Origin of the sequence: Microbacterium sp. Root166, from assembly GCF_001427145.1 — a bacterium.
Lineage (GTDB): Bacteria > Actinomycetota > Actinomycetes > Actinomycetales > Microbacteriaceae > Microbacterium.
Window position 1 is genome coordinate 284,512 of the sequence record NZ_LMGL01000002.1, and the last position, 19,803, is coordinate 304,314.

Sequence of the window (19,803 nt, forward strand, 5' to 3'; positions counted from 1 at the left end):
TCCCGACTTCCTCGATTGGTTCCCTCGTGTCACAGATTCCCCCGTCCGACACCGCTGTGCCCGCCGACGGCGGAGGGTACGACGTCTACGCCGTGCAGAAGAAGTGGCAGGCACGGTGGGAGGAGGCGGACCCGTTCCGCGCCGGCGGCGCGGAAGACACGCGTCCCCGCAAGTACGTGCTCGGCATGTTCCCGTATCCCTCGGGCGACCTGCACATGGGTCACGCCGAGAGCTACGCCTATGTCGACGTCGTCGCGCGGTTCTGGCGTCACCGCGGCTACAACGTCCTCAACCCGATCGGCTGGGACTCGTTCGGCCTGCCGGCCGAGAACGCGGCGATCCAGCGCGGCGCCGACCCGCGCGAGTGGACCTACGCCAACATCGCCCAGCACAAGAAGAGCTTCCGCGAGTACGGATCGTCGTACGACTGGTCGCGGATCCTGCACACGAGCGACCCGGAGTACTACCGCTGGAACCAGTGGCTGTTCCAGCGCCTGTTCGAGCGCGGTCTCGCCTACCGCAAGGACAGCCCGGTCAACTGGTGCCCCAACGACCAGACCGTGCTCGCCAACGAGCAGGTCGTCGACGGGCACTGCGAGCGCTGCGGCGCCGAGGTCGTGAAGAAGAAGCTCACGCAGTGGTACTTCAAGATCACGGACTACGCCGACCGTCTGCTCGACGACCTCAACCAGCTCGAGGGGTTCTGGCCGCAGAAGGTCATCCGCATGCAGCGCAACTGGATCGGCCGGTCGGTCGGCGCTGACATCGAGTTCGAGATCGAGGGACGCGAAGACCGGGTCACCGTGTTCTCCACGCGCCCCGACACGCTGCACGGCGCGACCTTCTTCGTCGTCGCCCCTGACAGCGATCTGGCCGCCGAGCTCGTCGAGGGCTCGTCCGACGAGGTGCGCGAGCAGTTCCGCGAGTACCTGGAGCGCGTGCAGCGCGAGACCGACATCGAGCGTCAGAGCTCGGACCGCCCCAAGACCGGGGTCTTCCTCGGCCGCTACGCGATCAACCCGGTCAACGGCGAGCGCCTGCCGATCTGGGCCGCCGACTACGTGCTCGCCGACTACGGCCACGGCGCCGTGATGGCCGTGCCCGCGCACGATCAGCGCGACCTCGACTTCGCCCGTGCGTTCGATCTGCCGGTGAAGGTCGTCGTCGACACGACGGCGCCCATCACCGGTGCGATCCCCGTCATCGAACTCGACGACGACGGCGTGCCGATCGATCCCGGTGCGGGCGAGGCATCCCTGTCCGATCTGGACCCGGCCCGGACGGGCGTCGCCCTCACCGGCGAAGGCCGGATGATCAATTCCGGCTCGCTCGACGGCCTGTCCAAGCGCAACGCGATCGCCCGCAGCATCGAGCAGCTCGAAGCGGCGGGCACCGGCCGCGCTGCGAAGTCGTACCGCCTCCGCGACTGGCTCATCTCCCGCCAGCGCTTCTGGGGCACGCCGATCCCCATGATCCACACCGAGGACGGCCGGATCGTCCCCGTGCCCGAGGACCAGCTGCCGCTGGTGCTGCCCGACGCCCAGGGGCTCGACCTCACGCCCAAGGGCACCTCCCCGCTGGGCGGTGCGACGGAGTGGATGGCCACGGTCGACCCCGAGACGGGGGAACCTGCGCAGCGCGACCCCGACACGATGGACACCTTCGTCGACAGCTCGTGGTACTTCCTGCGCTTCCTCGCGGCGCAGGACCCGACCCAGGCGTTCCCGACCGCGGAGGCCGATCGCTGGGCCCCGGTCGACTCCTACATCGGCGGCGTCGAGCACGCGATCCTGCACCTGCTGTACGCGCGCTTCATCACGAAGGTCCTGTTCGACATGGGGCTGATCGAGTTCACCGAGCCGTTCACCAGCCTGATCAACCAGGGCATGGTGCTGCTCGACGGCTCGAAGATGTCCAAGAGCAAGGGCAACCTCGTCGAATTCGCCTCGAGCATGGTCGACCCCGGTGCCGACGCGGTGCGCGTGGCGATCGCCTTCGCGGGCCCGGTCGAGGACGACATCAACTGGGAGGACGTGTCGACGACCGGCGCCCAGAAGTTCCTGGCGCGAGCGTGGCGCGTGGCGACCGACGTCACCAGCAGTCCCGATGTGATCTGGGCCGAGGGCGACACCGCCCTGCGCCGCGTGACGCACCGCCTGCTCGCGGACGCCCCGGGCCTGGTCGAGCAGACCAAGTTCAACGTCGTGGTCGCCCGCCTGATGGAGCTCGTCAACGCCACGCGCAAGGTGATCGACACCGGAGCGGGTCCGGCGGATCCGGCGGTGCGCGAGGCGGCGGAAGCGGTCGCGATGATCCTCGATCTCTTCGCGCCGCACACGGCCGAGGAGATGTGGGAGATCCTCGGCTACGAGGGCTTCGTCGGCCTCGTGCCGTGGCGGAACGCAGACCCGACCCTGCTCGTCGAGGAGACCGTCACCACGGTCGTGCAGATCGACGGGAAGGTGCGCGCGACGCTGCAGGTGTCTGCGCGCATCGACGCGGCCGAGCTCGAGCGCCTCGCGCGCAGTGACGACCGCGTGGTGAAGTCGCTCGCCGGGCGCGAGATCACCCGGGCCGTGGTACGGCCGCCGAAGGTCGTCAGCTTCAGCACCCACTGACACGGCTCGGCGGCTCCTCCCCGGACCGCCGTGCCGCCTCGCCTCCCCACAGCCTGCACGGGGCGGCCCGCGTCGCCCGCAGCCCGCTCCTAGCGTGAGGGGGTGACAGCCGAGCACGCGCCCGAGCGGTCCTCGCCGGGGCGCCGCCTGGGCCTGGGCGCGGCCGTGGTGGTCGTGATCCTCGCCCTCGCGGTGACGGTGGTGATCGGCATCCTGCGCGGCGCGTCGGCGCCCGTCGAGCAGGTCTCGGTGGAGGCGTCGACGGCCGGAACGGATGCCGCGGCCCCGCCGCTGCTGTACGTGCACGTCTCCGGCGCCGTCGCCGCGCCGGGGCTGTACGTGCTCGACGAGCACGCCCGGGTCGTCGATGCGATCGCCGCGGCCGGCGGCTTCGCCGACGGAGCCGATGAGGGCGCGGTCAATCTCGCGCGGCCGCTGTCGGACGGCGAGCAGCTGCATGTCGGCCGGGTCGGCGAGGCGCCCGCCGACCTCGGGGCGGGAGGCGCCAGGGGGCCCGTCGGCGGCGACGGCCGCGTCAACCTGAATACGGCAGACACGACCGAGCTCGATACGCTGCCGCGCATCGGTCCCGCCATGGCGCAGCGCATCATCGAGTGGCGCGACGCGAACGGTCGCTTCACGAGCGTCGAGGATCTGCTGGCCGTCCCGGGGATCGGCGACAAGATGCTCGAGGCGCTGCGCGACCTCGTGACGGTGTGAGCAGTGCCGTTGCGCATGACACTCCGTTTGGTCCCCGTCGCGGGCGCCGCCTGGGCTGTCGCTCTCCTCGCCACGATCCTTCCCGGCACCGCGGGCGTGATGGCGCTCGGCCTCTGGGCGGCGGCGCTCGGCTGCCTGGCGTGGACTGCCCGACGCGGGCGGCCGGCGGCACGACGTGGTCACCGACGGGTCATCGTGACCCTGGCGCTCTGCGCCGCCGCGGCCGCGGCATCCCATGTCGCGGTGGCCCAGCCCGCTCGACAGGAGGCTCTCGAGCTCGACATCACCGGCGGGCGCGCCGTCGAGGTGCACGCGACCGTCGTCGGCAAGGTCGAGCGCCGGGCCGACGGGGCGCTGGCGTTCGACGCCGTCGCCACGCGAATCGACGCGGGCACGGTGTCGCACGCCCTCCGGGTCGAGATCGTGGTGCGCGTCGATCCCGCCAACGTCGCGGACCGGAACGCGCTCGATGTGGGCGCCGTGGTCTCGGCTCGGGGGACGGCAGCCGCGTCGCACGCGGGGGAGCGCGCCGTCCTGGTGATCCGCGCGACGCGCGGGCTCGACGTCACGGCCGCTCCGTCGGGACCCGGCGCTGCTACGGCCGGCCTCCGCCAGGGTCTCGTGGCGACGGCGGCGCGACTCCCGGGCAGCGGGGCTGGGCTGGTGCCGGGGCTCGCGGTCGGCGACACGTCGGCGGTCTCGATCGAGCTCGACGCCGCCATGAAGGAGTCGTCGCTGGCGCATCTGACGGCGGTCTCGGGGGCGAACTGCGCTCTCGTCGTCGGGCTCGTCTACGCGGCGGCGGCCCTGGCGGGTCTGCGCAGGCCGACGCGCGTGGCATGCGGGCTCGTGGCGCTGGGCGGCTTCGTCCTGCTCGTCACGCCCGAGCCCAGCGTCGTGCGTGCGGGGGTGATGGCGGCGATCGCGATGCTCGGGGTGGTGCTCGGGCGACCGGGCGCGGGCATGGCCATCCTCTCGCTGGCCGTCACGTTTCTGCTGGTCGCCGATCCATGGCTCGCCGGGTCGCTCGGCTTCGCGCTCTCCGCCGCGGCGACGGCCTCGCTGCTGCTGTTCGCGCGGTCGCTCGCCGACGGGATGTCCCGCGTCCTGCCCCGCATGCTCGCGCTGGCACTGGCCGTGCCCACGGCGGCACAGCTCGCATGCGGTCCGCTTCTCGTGCTCATCGCTCCGCAGGTGCCGCTGTTCGGCGTGCTCGCGAATCTGCTGGCGGCTCCCGCTGCGCCGCTGGCCACCACCCTCGGTCTCGCGGCATGCCTCGCCGCGCCGGTGCCCGTGCTGCAGGAGGGGCTCGCGGCTCTCGCGTGGCTGCCCGCATCATGGATCGCCGCGACAGCCACCACTGTCGCCGGTCTTCCGGGCGGCCTGCTGCCCTGGGGCGAGGGGTGGGCCGGCGCGGTGAGCCTCGCGGCCCTGGGCCTCGCCGTGGGGCTGGTCATCGGACTGCGGGGCAGCTCACCGAGCCGACGTCGGGTACGCGCGGTGTCGGCGCTGATCGTGGCGACCACGGTCGGCATCGTGGGAGGTACCGGTCTGCTCGACTCGGTCGCCGGACGGTGGACGCTGCCGGCGACGTGGAGCATCCTCGCGTGCGACATCGGCCAGGGTGATGCCGTGCTCCTGAGGTCCGCGGGGGCCGTTGCCCTGGTGGACACCGGTCCTGAACCGGATGCTGTCGCGGACTGCCTGGCGCGCGCCGGGATCGACCGGGTGGACCTGCTCGTGCTCACGCACTTCGACCTCGACCACGTCGGGGGCGTTTCCGCGCTCGTCGGACGCGTCGGCACCGTGGTCCACGGACCGGCCGATCCCGACGGCGCCCGGATCCTGGCGCAGCTCGAGGCGGCCGGTGCTGAGGTCGTCGAAGCCGATGCGGGACTCGCCGGCCGGCTCGGCGAGGCGCACTGGCGGGTGTTGTGGCCGCTGGCCGACAACCGCGCCTTCCCGGTCGGCAACGACACCAGCGCCGTGCTGGACGTGAGGGGCGGCGGCATTCCGCCCACCCTCCTGCTGGGCGACCTGGCGGCCTCGCCGCAGCGGGCGATCGCGGCATCCGGCGCGCTCGATCCGCCGTACGCGGTCGTCAAAGTCGCCCACCACGGCAGCGCCGACCAGGATGCCGGGCTCTACCGCTCGGCGGAGCCGTCGATCGCGCTGGTGACCGTCGGAGCCGACAACGACTACGGCCACCCGCGCACCGAGATCCTCGAGGTGCTCGTCGCCGAAGGCGCGCGCATCGCCCGCACCGACACGCAGGGCGTGATCGCGCTATGGCAGGCCGCGGGCGGTGTCGCGATCTGGCGTGAGCGCGGCGGGTGAGTCGGAGCCGCTCGGTAGGCTGGCTGCATGGCAACGACCGCGCGGCGCACTCCGACCAAGGCAGCGCGCAGCGCGATCCCGCAGGTGTCGTGGCGGGCACCCCAACCGGCGCCGATCGTGCTCGTCTCGGGCCCCGAAGACGTCTGTGCCGAGCGCGCGATCGCCGGCCTCCGCGACTATCTCCGGGCCGAAGACGCGAGCCTCGAGGTCTCCGACCTTCGCGCCGACGACTATGCGCCGGGCTCGCTGCTGGGTCTCACGTCACCCTCGCTGTTCGGCGAGCCGCGGCTGGTCCGCGTCACGGGCGTCGAGAAGTGCTCCGACGCCTTCCTCAATGAGGCCGTGTCGTACCTCGCCGCCCCGCAGGACGGCGCGACGGTGGTGCTGCGCCACACCGGCGCGAGCGTGCGCGGCAAGAAGCTCCTCGACGCGATTCGCGCCGGGCAGGGCGGGGGAGTCGAGATCCCGTGCGCCGCCGTCAAGCGCGACTCCGACCGCTTCGACTTCGCGGCCGGCGAGTTCCAGGCGGCGAAGAAGCGCATCGCGCCGCCGGCGCTGCGCGCACTGGTCTCCGCCTTCGCCGACGACCTCACCGAGCTCGCCGCAGCCTGCCAGCAGCTCATCGCCGACGTGCCCGGCGACATCACCGAGCAGGTCGTCGAGCGGTACTACGGCGGCCGGGTCGAGACGTCGGCGTTCACCGTGGCCGATACGGCGATCGCGGGCCGCTACGGCGATGCGCTCGTCGCGCTGCGGCACGCGCTGGCCTCCGGTGCCGACCCGGTGCCGCTGGTCGCCGCGATCGCGTCCAAGCTGCGCACGATGGCGCGCGTGGCCGGCAGCCGTGAGCCGGCGGCGGTGCTGGCGGGGCGGCTCGGCCTCAAGGACTGGCAGGTCGACCGCGCCCGGCGCGATCTGACCGGCTGGAACGAGGCCTCCCTCGGTGGCGCCATCCAGGCCGCTGCGCGGGCGGATGCCGAGGTCAAGGGCGGCTCGCGTGACTCGGTGTTCGCGCTGGAGCGCCTCATCACCGTCATCGCGACGCGCGCGCCGTTCGGAGCCTGACGCTCCAACGCCGAAGGCCCGCCCCCGGAGGGACGGGCCTTCAGACGGATTCCGGAGGACGGATCAGAGCGCTGCGACCTGCTTGGCGATAGCCGACTTGCGGTTCGCGGCCTGGTTCTCGTGGATGACGCCCTTGCTCACGGCCTTGTCGAGCTTCTTGGTCGCCTTCTGAAGGGCCTTCTCAGCGGCAGCCTTGTCGCCCGTGGCGATGGCCTCGCGGGTGCGACGCACCTCGGTCTTCAGCTCGCTCTTGACGGCCTTGTTGCGCTCGCGCGCCTTCTCGTTGGTCTTGTTGCGCTTGATCTGCGACTTGATGTTCGCCACGTGTCGACGTTCTTTCGTTCGGAGTGAAATGGAGAGAGCCGCTCAGCAGAAGAGGGCTGCGTTGCGGCGGTCGTGAGGGTGGCAACCCACACGCAAGCCAATCACCGAGTCTATCAGGTCTGCTCGAGGGTCGTGATCGCCAGGTCGAGGACGGCGTTGAAGACCCGTGGCCGCATCACGGTGACGTGGTGAGTGGTGCGGGGGACGACGATCAGTTCGGCGTGCTGCGCGATCTTCATGAACAGCTTCTCGTTGATGCGGAGCTGGTCGTACTGCCCGTTGACGAACCACAGCGGCACGTCGATGCGGTGGAGCGCAGCGAGGAGGTCGAGCACCGAGAGGCTCCGCAGCGCGACGTCCTGTGTGTCCAGCGCGTAGCCGCCGGCACCGAAGTCGGCTCGGGTCTCGTCGGGCAGGATACGATCCAGCATCCGGTTGGTCAGCCACATGCCGCGATCGGGCAGCGAGTCGAAGCCGCGAGTCAGCACCCGGTAGGCGGCGAGCCCCATGCCGCGCGGAATCGAGGTGCACGACGCCGCGATGAAGCCGGCGACCGGCGGCGGGTTCTCGCGGCCGACGTACTCGATGCACAGGAGGCCGCCCATCGAGTGCCCCGAGAGGAGCACCGGACCGCGGGTCGCGGCATCCCGCACCGCATCGTCGATGGTCGCGAACGCGCCGTCGAGGGTGAACTCCTCGGTCATGCGCGAGCCGTGTCCGGGAAGGTCGACCGCGACCACCGGATTGCCCCGCTCGCGAAGGTGGTCGACCTGCGCGCGCCACATCGTCGCAGACGTACGGATGCCGTGCACGAGGACGACCTGCACGACCATCGCCCCAGGCTATCGGCAGGCCGCGGGAGGCGCTCGGGGCGTGCGCAGGGTGAGAGGCCGCCTCACCCGTAGAATCGACGGGATATGTCACCCCGCGCCCTGAAGCCCCTCGAGCCGTCCGCGACTCCGCCCGAGCTGATCCGCAACTTCTGCATCATCGCCCACATCGACCACGGCAAGTCGACGCTGGCCGATCGGATGCTGCAGATCACCGGCGTCGTCTCGGACCGCGACATGCGCGCCCAGTACCTCGACCGCATGGACATCGAGCGCGAGCGCGGCATCACGATCAAGTCGCAGGCCGTGCGGATGCCGTGGGCCACGCCCGACGGCACTTTCGCGCTGAACATGATCGACACGCCGGGGCACGTCGACTTCACCTACGAGGTGAGCCGCTCGCTCGCCGCGTGCGAGGGCGCGATCCTGCTGGTGGACGCGGCGCAGGGCATCGAGGCCCAGACGCTCGCGAACCTCTACCTCGCACTCGAGAACGATCTGCAGATCATCCCGGTGCTCAACAAGATCGACCTGCCGGCCGCCGACCCCGAGAAGTACGCCAAGGAGCTCGCAAGCCTCATCGGCGGCAAGCCCGAAGACGTCCTGCGCGTCAGCGGCAAGACCGGCATGGGCGTCGAGGAGCTGCTCGACCACGTCGTCGCGCAGATCCCGGCGCCGAAGGGCGACCCGAACGCGCCGACCCGCGCCATGATCTTCGACTCGGTGTACGACTCCTACCGAGGCGTCATCACCTACGTCCGCATGATCGACGGGCAGCTGAACCCGCGTGAGCGCATCCAGATGATGTCGACGCGCGCCGTGCACGAGCTGCTCGAGATCGGCGTCTCGTCGCCCGAGCCGTCCCCGACCAAGGGACTCGGAGTCGGCGAGGTGGGCTACCTCATCACCGGCGTGAAGGACGTCCGCCAGTCCAAGGTCGGCGACACCGTCACGAGCGCCACGAAGCCCTCGAAGGAAGCGCTGCCGGGTTACACCGACCCGAAGCCCATGGTCTTCTCGGGCCTGTATCCGATCGACGGCAGCGACTACCCGGTGCTGCGCGAGGCGCTCGACAAGCTGAAGCTCTCGGACGCCTCGCTCAACTACGAGCCCGAGACCTCGGTCGCGCTGGGCTTCGGCTTCCGCTGCGGCTTCCTCGGCCTCCTGCATCTCGAGATCGTCACCGAGCGCCTCGAGCGCGAGTTCGGCCTCGACCTCATCTCGACCGCGCCGTCGGTGACGTACGAGGTCGTGACGGACGACAAGAAGACCTTCACGGTCACCAACCCGAGCGAGTTCCCGTCGGGCACCAAGATCGCCAGCGTCACCGAGCCGATGGTCAAGGCGGCGATCCTCGCTCCGAAGGACTACGTCGGTACGATCATGGAGCTGTGCCAGTCGCGTCGCGGGACGCTCATGGGCATGGAGTACCTCGGCGAGGACCGGGTCGAGATCCGCTACACGATGCCGCTGGGCGAGATCGTGTTCGACTTCTTCGACCACCTGAAGTCCAAGACCGCCGGCTACGCCTCGCTCGACTACGAGCCCAGCGGCGACCAGGAGGCCGACCTGGTGAAGGTCGACATCCTCCTGCAGGGAGAGCCGGTCGACGCGTTCAGCGCCATCGTGCACCGCGACAAGGCCTACGCCTACGGGGTGCTGATGACCGAGCGCCTCAAGAAGCTCATCCCGCGCCAGCAGTTCGAGGTGCCGATCCAGGCCGCGATCGGCGCCCGCATCATCGCGCGCGAGTCCATCCGGGCGATGCGCAAGGACGTCCTCGCCAAGTGCTACGGCGGCGACATCAGCCGTAAGCGCAAGCTGCTGGAGAAGCAGAAGGAGGGCAAGAAGCGCATGAAGATGGTCGGTCGCGTGGAAGTCCCCCAGGAGGCGTTCATCGCCGCGCTCTCCGGCGACACCGAGAAGAAGGACGCCAAGTAGGCTTTCCGTCATGCGTCGAGGAACCTTCCGGGACGACACCGTCGACTACGCCGCCGTCGGCGCCACGCAGGCTGCCGACCTCATGCAGTATCCGCCGGAGCGCAGCATCCCTGCCGAGCAGTCGTGGCGGCTCGGCAGCGGCGAGGCGCGCTTCCAGACCGCGAGCGACGCGCTGATGTCGTGGACCGCGCAGCGCGGGGCCGGCCTCACGCTGAAAGACGTGCGCCCGGCATCCGGGCCGATGTACTCCGGCGTGAGCTTCGACGCCGACGGCACACCGCTGGCGCCGAGCAAGTCCGAGTCGGACCTCCGCTACGACGCCGACGGCACACCCTATGTGGGGGCGGGCACGACCATCCGCCTCGAAGGCCGGATCAAGGGACTGCGGGCGGATGCCGAGCTCCGCGTGATCTTCGCCATCGAAGAGCCTCGGCGCGTGGGCTTCGCGCTGGGAACCGTCGGTGATTCGGTCGTGAGCGGCGAGGAGTCGTTCATGGTCGAGTGGCACGACAATGACGAGGTCTGGTTCACGGTGCGCGCCTTCGACGCGCCGGCCGCGCTCACGTACAAGGTCTTCCCGGGACTCACGCGGCGCCGGCGCCGCGAGCTGTTCACCCGGTACCTGCGCGCGATCTCGCCGCTGTACACGACACCCGCGTGAGGCGCTGATGGGCTCCGCGCTTCCCCTGGGCGAGCCGGTCCCCGCCGACGGCTCGCTGCCGGCCGGCACGACGATCGATCAGGCCGGCGCCTTCGGCGTCTACCTCCACGTGCCGTTCTGCCGCGTGCGGTGCGGCTACTGCGACTTCAACACCTACACGTCCGACGAGCTGCAGGGCGCCCGGCAGGATCAGTACGCCGACACGCTGCTGCACGAGGTGACGCTGGCCCGCGGCGTGCTCGAAGGACTTGGCCCGCTGCGCCCGGCATCGACGGTGTTCTTCGGCGGCGGCACGCCCACGCTCCTTCCGCCGGGCGACCTCGGACGCATGCTCGACGGCGTGCGCGAGGCTTTCGGCATGGCCGAGGGCGCCGAGATCACGGTCGAGGCCAATCCCGACACGGTGACGGATGCCGTCATGGCCGAGCTGGCGGCATCCGGAGTCACCCGGGTGTCGATCGGCATGCAGTCGGTCGTCCCGCACGTGCTCGCGGCGCTGGACCGGACGCATAACCCTGCGAACGTGCGCACCGCGGTCGCCGCGGCCAGGGCCGCCGGCCTCGACGTCAGCGTGGACCTCATCTACGGCGCACCGGGTGAGTCGCTCGAGGACTGGCGCGCCTCGGTCGAGACGGCGATCGACCTCGCACCCGACCACATCTCGGCCTACGCGCTCATCGTCGAGGACGGCACCAAGCTCGCCCGTCAGATCCGCCGTGGCGAGGTGCCCGCGCCCGACGACGACCTGCAGGCCGACATGTACGAGCTCGTCGACGACCGCCTCGCCGCCGCCGGGTTCGACTGGTACGAGGTGTCGAACTGGGCGCGCTCGCACGACCAGCGATCCCGGCACAACCTGGCGTACTGGCAGGGCACGGACTGGTGGGGATTCGGCCCGGGCGCGCACAGCCACATCGGGGGAGTGCGGTTCTGGAACGTCAAGCACCCGTCGGCCTACGCGCAGCGGCTCGCCGGGGGAGCGTCACCGGGAGCCGGGCGCGAGATCCCGGACGCCGAAGCCCGCGCGCTCGAGCAGGTGCTGCTGCGCACGCGGATCCGCGAGGGGCTGCCGGTGGCCGAGCTCGCTCCCGACGCGCGCCGGGCGGTGGCCGGGCTGATCGCCGACGACCTGATCGACGGGGCATCGGCGGTGCGGGGGAGCGTGGTGCTCACCCGCCGGGGCCGACTGCTCGCCGACGCCGTCGTAAGGGCGCTGACGTCCTGACCGCACGACCGGGCGCCGCGTTCGGTCACCATGGGCGTCGCAGGGCGGTTCGTGCGGCGGCATCCGGTAGAATTGGCACTCCAGTCATGCGAGTGCCAGACGCGGCGTGAGGAGGCGGGATGGTCAGCGAACGAGGGCTTCAGGTTCTGCGCGCGATCGTCGAGGACTACGTCGACACGCGCGAGCCCGTCGGCAGCAAGGCGATCGTCGAGCGCCACGCGTTCGGCGTGTCGGCCGCGACCATCCGCAACGACATGGCGCTGCTCGAGGACGAAGAGCTCATCGCCGCCCCGCACACCTCGTCCGGGCGCGTGCCCACCGACAAGGGCTACCGCGTCTTCGTCGACCATCTCGCCGAGGTGCGACCGCTCAGTTCGGCTCAGCGCACGGCGATCTCGTCGTTCCTCGAGGGTCCTGGCGACCTGGACGACGTGCTGGCGCGCACCGTGCGCGCGCTGACGCAGCTGACCGGTCAGGTCGCGATCGTGCAGTACCCGTCGTTCGCCCGCGCGAACGTGACGCACGTCGAGCTGGTCCAGCTCGGCGGCGGCCGGATGCTGGTGATCGTGGTCACCGATACCGGGCGCGTGTCGCAGCGCATGGCGTTCGTGCGCGACGAGTTCGACGAGAGCGACCTCGCGCGCATCCGCGCCGAGCTCGGCACCCTGCTGGTCGGCCGCTCCGTGCGCGACGGCCTGCAGCGGATCGCGGACCGGCTGCAGAACGAGGCGCTGATGACGGCGCCGCACCAGGCCGCGACCGCGCAGATCGTGCGCGTCGTCGCCGAAGAGCTGGACGAGTTCCGTCAGGACAAGCTCGTGATGGCGGGCAGCGCGACGCTGGCGCGACGCGAGGGCGACTTCCGCGGCAGCATCTACCCCCTGCTCGAGGCCATCGAGGAGCAGGTCACGATCCTCCGGCTCATGGGCGAGATGGTCGCCGACGAGAAGGGCCTCGCTTCGAGCATCGGGCGGGAGAACGAGCCGTTCGGCCTCGCCGAGGCCTCGATCGTCGCCAGCGACTACGACGCGACCGGCGCCCGCGCCCGCGTCGGCGTCATGGGCCCGACTCGCATGGACTACCCCACGAACCTCGCGGCGGTACGCGCCGTCGCGCGATACCTCACGCGGATGCTCGAAGAAGACGAGAGCAGCCGCTGACGCGGACATACACGAACCCTGCGGCTCGCCGCGGGCAGGAAGGCGAAAGTGGCTGACCACTACGAGGTCCTCGGCGTCTCACGCGACGCCTCGCTCGATGAGATCAAGAAGGCGTACCGCCGCCTGGCGCGCGAACTCCACCCCGACGTCAACCCGGGCGAGGAGGCGTCGGAGCGGTTCAAGCTCGTCACGCACGCCTACGACGTGCTGAGCGACTCGGATCAGCGGGCCCGGTACGACATGGGCGGTGACGGCAGCGCCTTCGGCGGCGCGAACGGCTTCACCGGCTTCAACGACATCTTCGAGACGTTCTTCGGCGGCGGCGGTGGCGGCGCCCGGGCCGGGCGGCCCCGGTCGCGCCGCGAACGCGGTCAGGATGCGCTCGTGCGCGTCACGCTCGACCTCGGCGATGTCGTCTTCGGCGTCCACCGCGACATCGAGGTCGACACCGCCGTGGGCTGCGACACCTGTCAGGGCTCCTGCTGCCAGCCCGGCACCTCGCCCGTGACGTGCGACATCTGCCACGGCACCGGACACGTCCAGCGCCAGGTGCGGAGCCTACTGGGCAACGTCATCACGAACCAGCCCTGCAACATCTGCCAGGGCTACGGCACGACGATCCCGTACCCCTGCGCCACGTGCCAGGGGCAGGGCCGCGTGCGCGCCCGCCGCACGGTCTCGCTCGACATCCCCGCCGGCGTCGAGACCGGCCTGCGCCTGCAGCTGCCCGGTTCCGGCGAGGTCGGCCCCGCCGGCGGACCCAACGGCGATCTGTACATCGAGGTCACCGTGACGCCGCACGAGGTGTTCAGCCGCGACGGCGACGACCTCCTCGCCACACTCGAGGTGTCGATGCCCGACGCCATCCTCGGCACCACGACCACGATCCAGTCCCTCGACGGACCGGTCGACCTCGAGCTCCGCCCCGGCGTGCAGGGCGGGGATGTGCTGACGATCAAGGGCCGCGGCATCACGCCGCTGCGCGGCACCCAGCGCGGCGACCTGCGGGTGGGCGTGCACGTGGTCACCCCGACCAGGCTCGACGCCAAGGAGCGCGCGCTGATCGAGGACTTCGCCAAGCGCACCAAGGCCCCGAGCCCGCGCCTCGCCGAGTTCCACCAGGGTCTGTTCGCCAAGCTGCGCGACCGCTTCCGCGCCTGACGATGGCCCTTCACTTCGTCCTCGACGAGCCCGCCCTCGCGCAGGCCGGCGATGTCGTCACGCTCACCGGAGCAGAGGCCCATCACGCTGCGTCGGTGCGCCGCGTGCGCGTGGGCGAAGAGGTGACGGTGGGCGACGGCCGCGGAGCGTGGCTCGCCGGAGTGTGCGAGTCCGTCTCGCCGCGCGAGGTCGTCGTGCGGGTGAGCACCCGAACGGATGCCGCGGCCCCGCGTCCGCGCATCGTGCTGGTCCAGGCGCTGGCCAAGGGCGACCGCGACGAGCTCGCGGTGCAGGCCGCCACCGAGCTGGGCATCGACGAGATCGTGCCCTGGCAGTCCGCGCGCAGCGTCTCTCGCTGGGATGCCGCGAAGGCGGAGAAGGGCCGGGTGCGCTGGGCGTCCATCGTGCGCGAGGCGGCCAAGCAGGCCCACCGCATGTGGATCCCCGAGGTCGCTCCGCTGGCCACGACCCGCGAGATCGCGACGCGAACGGCGTCGTCGCGCACGCTCGTGCTCGAGCCGACCGGCTCGGCGCGGCTCGCCGGCCTCGAACTCACCGGCGAGGAGCGCGACATCCTGCTCGTCGTGGGGCCCGAGGGCGGGATCGCGCCCGACGAGCTCGCATTGTTCCAGGATGCCGGTGCGTCGCTGGTGCGACTGGGGGAGAGCGTGCTGCGCACCTCGACCGCGGGTCCCGCCGCCCTTGCGGTGATCAGCGCCGCGCTCGGCCGCTGGTGACCGCCCTGTGGTCGGCCCGGTCCGGCCGTGCGCGGGGGCTCATCGGTAGACTTGCGGGATGAGCGAGCCATCGATCTTCACGCGGATTCTGAAGGGTGAGATCCCCTCCGAGATCATCGCCGAGACCGAGAACGTGTTCGCGATCCGCGACATCTCTCCGCAGGCGCCCGTCCACCTGCTCGTGATCCCCAAGTCGGAGGACTACCGCAACGTCGTCGAGCTGGCCGCGGGCGATCCCGACCTTCTCGCCGAGATCATCGGCCTGGCCAACAGTCTCGCCGCCGAGCACGGCGACGGCGACTTCCGCCTGGTCTTCAACACCGGCCCGAACGCGGGCCAGACCGTCTTCCACGTGCACGCCCATGTGCTCGCCGGAAGGCTCGAGGAGAAGAGCGTCGGTGCCTGACGAATCAGCCCAAGACCGTGTGATCGATCGGGTGTACGCCGACGGCGTCGCGATGGTGCAGCTACTCGGCCCGCAGGACCGCCTCCTGCGTGTCATCGAGAAGGAGCACCCCGACGTCGACGTCCACGTGCGCGGCAACGAGATCACCCTCACGGGAGAAGCGGATGCCGTGGCCGCCGCGCGCTCGCTCGTCGACGAGCTGCTCGCGATGACGAAGGCGGGGCACGCTCTGGGCGAGTCCGATGTCTCGTCCTCGAGCAAGATCCTGCGCACCGAGGGCGGACCGCGCCCGTCGGAGGTCCTCGGCGAGGCGATCCTTTCCTCCCGCGGCAAGATCATCCGGCCGAAGACGCTGGGCCAGAAGGCCTACGTCGACGCGATCGAGGAGAACACGATCGTCTTCGGCATCGGCCCGGCCGGCACCGGCAAGACCTACCTGGCGATGGCCAAGGCGGTCCAGGCGCTCCAGCGCAAGGAGGTCAGCCGGATCATCCTGACCCGTCCGGCGGTGGAGGCGGGCGAGCGGCTCGGCTTCCTTCCGGGCACGCTCACCGACAAGATCGATCCCTACCTCCGTCCGCTGTACGACGCGCTCAACGAGATGATGGACCCGGATCTCGTGCCGAAGCTCATGGCGACGGGCACGATCGAGGTCGCGCCACTGGCGTACATGCGCGGGCGCACGCTCAACGACTCGTTCGTCGTGCTCGACGAGGCGCAGAACACCACGCCCGAGCAGATGAAGATGTTCCTCACGCGACTGGGCTTCGGAACGCGCATGGTCGTCACCGGCGACATCACCCAGATCGACCTGCCTCAGGGCGCGTCGGGGCTGCGGCTGGTGACGCGGGTGCTCAACGAGATCGACGACATCCACTTCTCGTACCTGACGAGTGACGACGTCGTACGCCACACCCTGGTCGGACGCATCGTGGACGCCTACACCGAGTACGACGAGCGCCGGCTGGTCGCCCGCCGCGAGCGGGACGAGGCATCCGAGTTCGCCAGCCGTGCCGAGCGACGTGCCGGCATGCGCCCGCAGAACCCGCGCGATCACCTTCCCAAGCGAGGACGCTCATGACCATCGAGATCAGCAACGAGTCCGGCATCGAGGTCGACGAGACCGTCCTCCTCCGCCTGATGGAGAACAACCTCTCCGAGCTGCACGTCAGCGCCGACGCCGATGTCGCCATCCTGCTCGTCGACGAGGGTGCCATGGAGGCCCTTCACGTGCAGTGGATGGACGAGCCGGGACCGACGGACGTGCTCAGCTTCCCGATGGACGAGCTGCGGCCCGGCACCGACGACATGCCCACGCCCGCGGGGCTGCTCGGCGACATCGTGCTCTGCCCGCAGGTCGCCGAGACCCAGGCCGTCGCCGCGAAGCACTCGACCATGGACGAGCTCGTGATGCTCACCACGCACGGGCTTCTCCACCTTCTGGGCTTCGACCACGCCGAGCCCGAGGAGGAGCGCGAGATGTTCGGGCTCCAGCGCGAGCTCATCACGGCCTTCCAGGCCGTCGAGCGTCGCCGAAATCGCGCATGACCGCTGCTCTGCTGCTCGTCGTCGCCGTCCTGCTCCTCGCGTTCGGCGCCCTGATGGTCGCGATCGACGCTGCGCTCGGCGTCACCTCCCGCGCGGACCTCGCCGAACTGGGCGCCGGCGGTCGCAGCGCTGCGGCGCTGCGCAAGATCGCCGACGACCCCGAGGCGCACGCAAACGCGGTGATCTTCATCCGCGTCCTCGCCGAGACCACCGCCGCGGTGCTCGTCACGGTCGCCTTCACGCTCCTCTTCGACAGCATCGGCTGGGCGATGCTCGCCGCAGCCCTCCTGATGACGGCGGTGTCGTACGTCGTCGTCGGCGCCAGCCCGCGAAACGTCGGACGCCAGCACGCCAGGGGCCTGCTGCGCGCGGCCGCGCCGGTGGTGCGGGGCGTGCGCATCCTGCTCGGTCCGCTCGCGCACGGTCTCGTCGCCCTCGGCAGCCGCATCACTCCCGGCGCGTCGCGCGGATCGAGCTTCGCGTCCGAGGAGCAGCTGCTCAGCATCATCGACGAGGCCGCCGAGAACGAGCTCATCGAGCAGGACGACCGCGAGCTCATCCACTCCGTCTTCGACTTCACCGACACGTTCGTCCGCGCCGTCATGGTGCCCCGCACCGACATGGTGACGGTGGATGCCTCGGCCTCGACCCGCGAGGCGATGGCGATCTTCCTCGACCGCGGCATCTCGCGGGTGCCGATCGTCGACGACGATGCCGACGACGTGGTCGGGGTGCTCTACCTCAAGGACCTCGTGCAGTTCGGCTTCCGCGACGAGTCCGGCTGGCGGGATGCCCCGATCAGCCGCATCGCACGGCCCGCGGTGTTCGTGCCCGAGTCGATGAAGGCCGAGACGCTGCTGCAGCAGATGAAGCGCGACGCCGTCCACGTGTGCCTGGTGATCGACGAGTACGGCGGAGTCTCAGGGCTGGTGACGCTCGAGGACCTCATCGAGGAGCTCGTGGGCGAGATCGCCGACGAGTACGACCCTCGCGCCGACGAGGTGACGGAGCTCGAGCCGGGCCATTTCCGCGTCAGCGCCCGTCTCGGACTGGACGAGGTCGGCGACCTGTTCGGCATCGAGCTCGAGGACGAGGACGTCGATTCCATCGGCGGTCTGCTGGGCAAGGCGCTGGGCCGCGTGCCTCAGCCGGGAGCCACCGCCGAGTACGGTGGACTCGTCCTCACCGGCGGCGCCTCGCGCGGGCGGGGCCGCGGAATCTCCACCGTCTTCGTCGAGCGCGGCGACACACCCGAGCCTGCCGAGGCATCGAACGGACGCGCTCCGCGCACCGGCGAGGTCAGAATCGTCTCCCCGCGCACCGGTGAGGTGCGCTCATCCAAGAAAGGGGATCGCCCATGACCGAGTCGACCCGTTCCGGTTTCGTCACCTTCGTCGGGCGCCCCAACGTGGGCAAGTCCACGCTCACGAACGCTCTGGTGGGTGAGAAGGTCGCCATCACGAGCGACAAGCCGCAGACGACGCGCCGCGCGATCCGCGGCATCCTGAACCGCCCCGCCGGTCAGCTCGTGATCGTCGACACTCCCGGCATCCACAAACCCCGCACGCTTCTCGGCGAGCGGCTCAACAGTCTTGTGGACCAAGTGCTCGGCGACGTCGACGTCATCGGATTCTGCGTGCCGGCCAACGAGAAGGTCGGCCCCGGCGACCGGCGAATCGCGGAGTCCCTCGACGGCTACGGCCGTGCGAAGAAGGTCGCCATCGTGACGAAGACCGACACGTCCTCGCGCGACCAGATCACCGAGCGGCTCATGGAGGTCGACGGCCTCCGCGAGGACTGGGCTGCCGTCATCCCGCTGTCCGCGCTGACGCGCGAGCAGCTGGACGTGCTGACCGACGAGCTGCTGTCGCTCATGCCCGTGGGGCCTGCGCTGTACGACCTGGGTGTCGTCACCGACGAGTCGATCGAGGATCGCGTCGCCGAGATCATCCGCGAGGCCGCACTCGAGGGCGTGCGCGACGAGCTGCCGCACTCGATCGCCGTCACCATCGAGCAGATGGCGCCGCGCGAGAACTCCGATCTCACCGACATCTTCGCCAACATCGTCGTCGAGCGCGACAGCCAGAAGGCGATCATCATCGGCCACAAGGGCTCGCGCCTGGCCGATGTGGGCAAGCGCGCCCGCGCCGGTATCGAGCCTCTCGTGGGCACGCGCGTGTTCCTGTCGCTGCACGTGCGCGTCGCCAAGGAATGGCAGCGCGACCCGAAGCAGCTCGGCCGTCTCGGTTTCTGACCGGCTCAGCCCTCGATCGGGCGCAGGGCCGGGGTGATGATCACGACGTCGTCGCCGTAGTCGTCGTCCGCGGCATCCTGCCAGGTGCCGTCGTCCCAGACGACGTCGACGCGAAGCCAGCCGTTGTCGGGGTACGAGCCGAGGTAGGCGTCGCCGAGGCTGTCGGGCAGCTCCTCCTGGATCGCGAGGAGCGTGCCCTCGTCACCGGCGCCCGGCTCGCCGCCGGTCGGGTCCTCGATCATCATCGGGTCGTAGAGCGCCAGCATGATCGGCGGCTGAGTGACGCTGAAGGCGTCGCCGTCGTACGTGCCCTGCACGGCGTACGCGCCCCACGTCACGTCGCCGGAAGTCTCCGACCCATCGACGCCGTCCCACGTCCAGTTCGTCACCGGGATGCCGCTGCACTGCGGGGGATAGGACTCCATGATCGGGCCGAGACACAGCTCAACTGTGCCTGCGACGTCCATCACGGTGCCCTGCGCGATCACCTCGCCCTCGGGCGGCGCGGGCGACAGCGATCCGAGCGAGGCGCCCGGAGGAGCATCGGCAGCGCTCGAGGGCGCGCCCGATCCGGCGGGCGTGGCGCAGCCCGAGAGGGCCAGGACGGATGCCGCGCCCAGCGCGAGCAGCAGGTGCCGACGACGGTGTCTCATATGCGTTCAGTGTCGGCGGGAGGCCGATCGTCTCAGCCGGAATGTGTCGGTCCGTTCGCGCCGCCGCCGGGGACGGGTGTAACCTGGGCCCATGCGTGCAGGCTCGCTGCTTCTCCTTAGCCGCCGCGACGAGGCCTCGATCTAGGGCCCTCCTCGTCGCGGA

The 19,803-nt window shown here is 70.6% G+C and carries 18 protein-coding genes; 15 read left to right on the forward strand and 3 right to left on the reverse strand.

What is annotated here, in order from left to right:
* Positions 1 to 26 precede the first annotated feature (26 nt).
* From leuS to holA, 4 genes are all read left to right on the forward strand, one after another.
* Positions 27 to 2,618: a leucine--tRNA ligase gene (gene leuS / locus ASD56_RS09105; protein WP_055964560.1), complete on the forward strand. Its 2,592-nt coding sequence runs from the start codon at positions 27 to 29 to the stop codon at positions 2,616 to 2,618.
* 102 nt (positions 2,619 to 2,720) lie between these two features.
* On the forward strand, positions 2,721 to 3,338 hold the full coding sequence (locus ASD56_RS09110) for a ComEA family DNA-binding protein (protein ID WP_055964562.1): 618 nt from the start codon (positions 2,721 to 2,723) through the stop codon (positions 3,336 to 3,338).
* Between the two features lie 15 nt (positions 3,339 to 3,353).
* Positions 3,354 to 5,675, forward strand: coding sequence for a ComEC/Rec2 family competence protein (locus tag ASD56_RS09115; protein ID WP_055964565.1), 2,322 nt, complete (start codon positions 3,354 to 3,356; stop codon positions 5,673 to 5,675).
* Between the two features lie 27 nt (positions 5,676 to 5,702).
* Positions 5,703 to 6,740, forward strand: a complete 1,038-nt coding sequence (holA, locus tag ASD56_RS09120) for a DNA polymerase III subunit delta (RefSeq protein ID WP_055964568.1) — start codon at positions 5,703 to 5,705, stop codon at positions 6,738 to 6,740.
* Positions 6,741 to 6,803: 63 nt separating this feature from the next.
* On the opposite strand, the gene rpsT is transcribed toward holA, so the two are convergent.
* Together rpsT and ASD56_RS09130 are read right to left on the reverse strand one after the other, a co-directional pair.
* On the reverse strand, positions 6,804 to 7,064 hold the full coding sequence (gene rpsT / locus ASD56_RS09125; RefSeq protein WP_055964571.1) for a 30S ribosomal protein S20: 261 nt from the start codon (positions 7,062 to 7,064) through the stop codon (positions 6,804 to 6,806).
* 113 nt (positions 7,065 to 7,177) lie between these two features.
* Positions 7,178 to 7,897 (reverse strand): alpha/beta fold hydrolase, encoded by a 720-nt coding sequence (locus ASD56_RS09130; RefSeq protein WP_055964575.1) that lies wholly within the window; start codon positions 7,895 to 7,897, stop codon positions 7,178 to 7,180.
* 84 nt (positions 7,898 to 7,981) lie between these two features.
* Between ASD56_RS09130 and lepA the strand changes: the two genes are divergently transcribed.
* The 11 genes from lepA (at position 7,982) to era (ending at position 18,987) form a co-directional block, all read left to right on the forward strand.
* On the forward strand, positions 7,982 to 9,835 hold the full coding sequence (gene lepA, locus ASD56_RS09135) for a translation elongation factor 4 (protein ID WP_055964578.1): 1,854 nt from the start codon (positions 7,982 to 7,984) through the stop codon (positions 9,833 to 9,835).
* 10 nt (positions 9,836 to 9,845) lie between these two features.
* Positions 9,846 to 10,496, forward strand: a complete 651-nt coding sequence (locus ASD56_RS09140; RefSeq protein WP_055964582.1) for a DUF1990 family protein — start codon at positions 9,846 to 9,848, stop codon at positions 10,494 to 10,496.
* A 7-nt stretch (positions 10,497 to 10,503) separates the two neighbouring features.
* Positions 10,504 to 11,721 (forward strand): radical SAM family heme chaperone HemW, encoded by a 1,218-nt coding sequence (gene hemW, locus ASD56_RS09145; protein ID WP_055964584.1) that lies wholly within the window; start codon positions 10,504 to 10,506, stop codon positions 11,719 to 11,721.
* Between the two features lie 119 nt (positions 11,722 to 11,840).
* Complete coding sequence (gene hrcA, locus ASD56_RS09150; protein WP_055964586.1) at positions 11,841 to 12,881, forward strand: heat-inducible transcriptional repressor HrcA; 1,041 nt, start codon at positions 11,841 to 11,843, stop codon at positions 12,879 to 12,881.
* 48 nt (positions 12,882 to 12,929) lie between these two features.
* Positions 12,930 to 14,042, forward strand: coding sequence for a molecular chaperone DnaJ (gene dnaJ / locus ASD56_RS09155; RefSeq protein ID WP_055964589.1), 1,113 nt, complete (start codon positions 12,930 to 12,932; stop codon positions 14,040 to 14,042).
* A gap of 2 nt (positions 14,043 to 14,044) precedes the next feature.
* The gene (locus tag ASD56_RS09160) at positions 14,045 to 14,779 is read left to right on the forward strand and encodes a 16S rRNA (uracil(1498)-N(3))-methyltransferase (protein ID WP_055964592.1); all 735 of its coding nucleotides are present in this window, start codon (positions 14,045 to 14,047) and stop codon (positions 14,777 to 14,779) included.
* Between the two features lie 58 nt (positions 14,780 to 14,837).
* Complete coding sequence (locus tag ASD56_RS09165) at positions 14,838 to 15,185, forward strand: HIT domain-containing protein (protein WP_055964595.1); 348 nt, start codon at positions 14,838 to 14,840, stop codon at positions 15,183 to 15,185.
* A 52-nt stretch (positions 15,186 to 15,237) separates the two neighbouring features.
* The gene (locus ASD56_RS09170; RefSeq protein ID WP_235565676.1) at positions 15,238 to 16,266 is read left to right on the forward strand and encodes a PhoH family protein; all 1,029 of its coding nucleotides are present in this window, start codon (positions 15,238 to 15,240) and stop codon (positions 16,264 to 16,266) included.
* On the forward strand, positions 16,263 to 16,733 hold the full coding sequence (ybeY, locus tag ASD56_RS09175; RefSeq protein WP_055964600.1) for an rRNA maturation RNase YbeY: 471 nt from the start codon (positions 16,263 to 16,265) through the stop codon (positions 16,731 to 16,733). Before ASD56_RS09170 ends, ybeY begins: the two co-directional genes overlap by 4 nt.
* Positions 16,730 to 18,094: a hemolysin family protein gene (locus ASD56_RS09180; RefSeq protein ID WP_055964606.1), complete on the forward strand. Its 1,365-nt coding sequence runs from the start codon at positions 16,730 to 16,732 to the stop codon at positions 18,092 to 18,094. The genes ybeY and ASD56_RS09180 overlap by 4 nt, the downstream gene beginning before the upstream one ends.
* The gene (era, locus tag ASD56_RS09185) at positions 18,091 to 18,987 is read left to right on the forward strand and encodes a GTPase Era (protein ID WP_055964609.1); all 897 of its coding nucleotides are present in this window, start codon (positions 18,091 to 18,093) and stop codon (positions 18,985 to 18,987) included. The genes ASD56_RS09180 and era overlap by 4 nt, the downstream gene beginning before the upstream one ends.
* A gap of 5 nt (positions 18,988 to 18,992) precedes the next feature.
* On the opposite strand, the gene ASD56_RS09190 is transcribed toward era, so the two are convergent.
* Positions 18,993 to 19,640 (reverse strand): hypothetical protein, encoded by a 648-nt coding sequence (locus ASD56_RS09190; RefSeq protein ID WP_055964612.1) that lies wholly within the window; start codon positions 19,638 to 19,640, stop codon positions 18,993 to 18,995.
* Between the last annotated feature and the right edge of the window lie 163 nt (positions 19,641 to 19,803).

What these genes read in the sequence shown, in the direction of transcription:
- ASD56_RS09115 (WP_055964565.1), top strand. Translation starts at nt 3,354, where the DNA reads ATGACACTCCGTTTGGTCCCCGTCGCGGGCGCCGCCTGGGCTGTCGCT.
- holA (WP_055964568.1), top strand. Translation starts at nt 5,703, where the DNA reads ATGGCAACGACCGCGCGGCGCACTCCGACCAAGGCAGCGCGCAGCGCG.
- ASD56_RS09130 (WP_055964575.1), bottom strand. Translation starts at nt 7,897, where the DNA reads ATGGTCGTGCAGGTCGTCCTCGTGCACGGCATCCGTACGTCTGCGACG.
- lepA (WP_055964578.1), top strand. Translation starts at nt 7,982, where the DNA reads ATGTCACCCCGCGCCCTGAAGCCCCTCGAGCCGTCCGCGACTCCGCCC.
- ASD56_RS09140 (WP_055964582.1), top strand. Translation starts at nt 9,846, where the DNA reads ATGCGTCGAGGAACCTTCCGGGACGACACCGTCGACTACGCCGCCGTC.
- hemW (WP_055964584.1), top strand. Translation starts at nt 10,504, where the DNA reads ATGGGCTCCGCGCTTCCCCTGGGCGAGCCGGTCCCCGCCGACGGCTCG.
- hrcA (WP_055964586.1), top strand. Translation starts at nt 11,841, where the DNA reads ATGGTCAGCGAACGAGGGCTTCAGGTTCTGCGCGCGATCGTCGAGGAC.
- ASD56_RS09160 (WP_055964592.1), top strand. Translation starts at nt 14,045, where the DNA reads ATGGCCCTTCACTTCGTCCTCGACGAGCCCGCCCTCGCGCAGGCCGGC.
- ASD56_RS09165 (WP_055964595.1), top strand. Translation starts at nt 14,838, where the DNA reads ATGAGCGAGCCATCGATCTTCACGCGGATTCTGAAGGGTGAGATCCCC.
- ASD56_RS09170 (WP_235565676.1), top strand. Translation starts at nt 15,238, where the DNA reads ATGGTGCAGCTACTCGGCCCGCAGGACCGCCTCCTGCGTGTCATCGAG.
- ybeY (WP_055964600.1), top strand. Translation starts at nt 16,263, where the DNA reads ATGACCATCGAGATCAGCAACGAGTCCGGCATCGAGGTCGACGAGACC.
- ASD56_RS09180 (WP_055964606.1), top strand. Translation starts at nt 16,730, where the DNA reads ATGACCGCTGCTCTGCTGCTCGTCGTCGCCGTCCTGCTCCTCGCGTTC.
- era (WP_055964609.1), top strand. Translation starts at nt 18,091, where the DNA reads ATGACCGAGTCGACCCGTTCCGGTTTCGTCACCTTCGTCGGGCGCCCC.
- ASD56_RS09190 (WP_055964612.1), bottom strand. Translation starts at nt 19,640, where the DNA reads ATGAGACACCGTCGTCGGCACCTGCTGCTCGCGCTGGGCGCGGCATCC.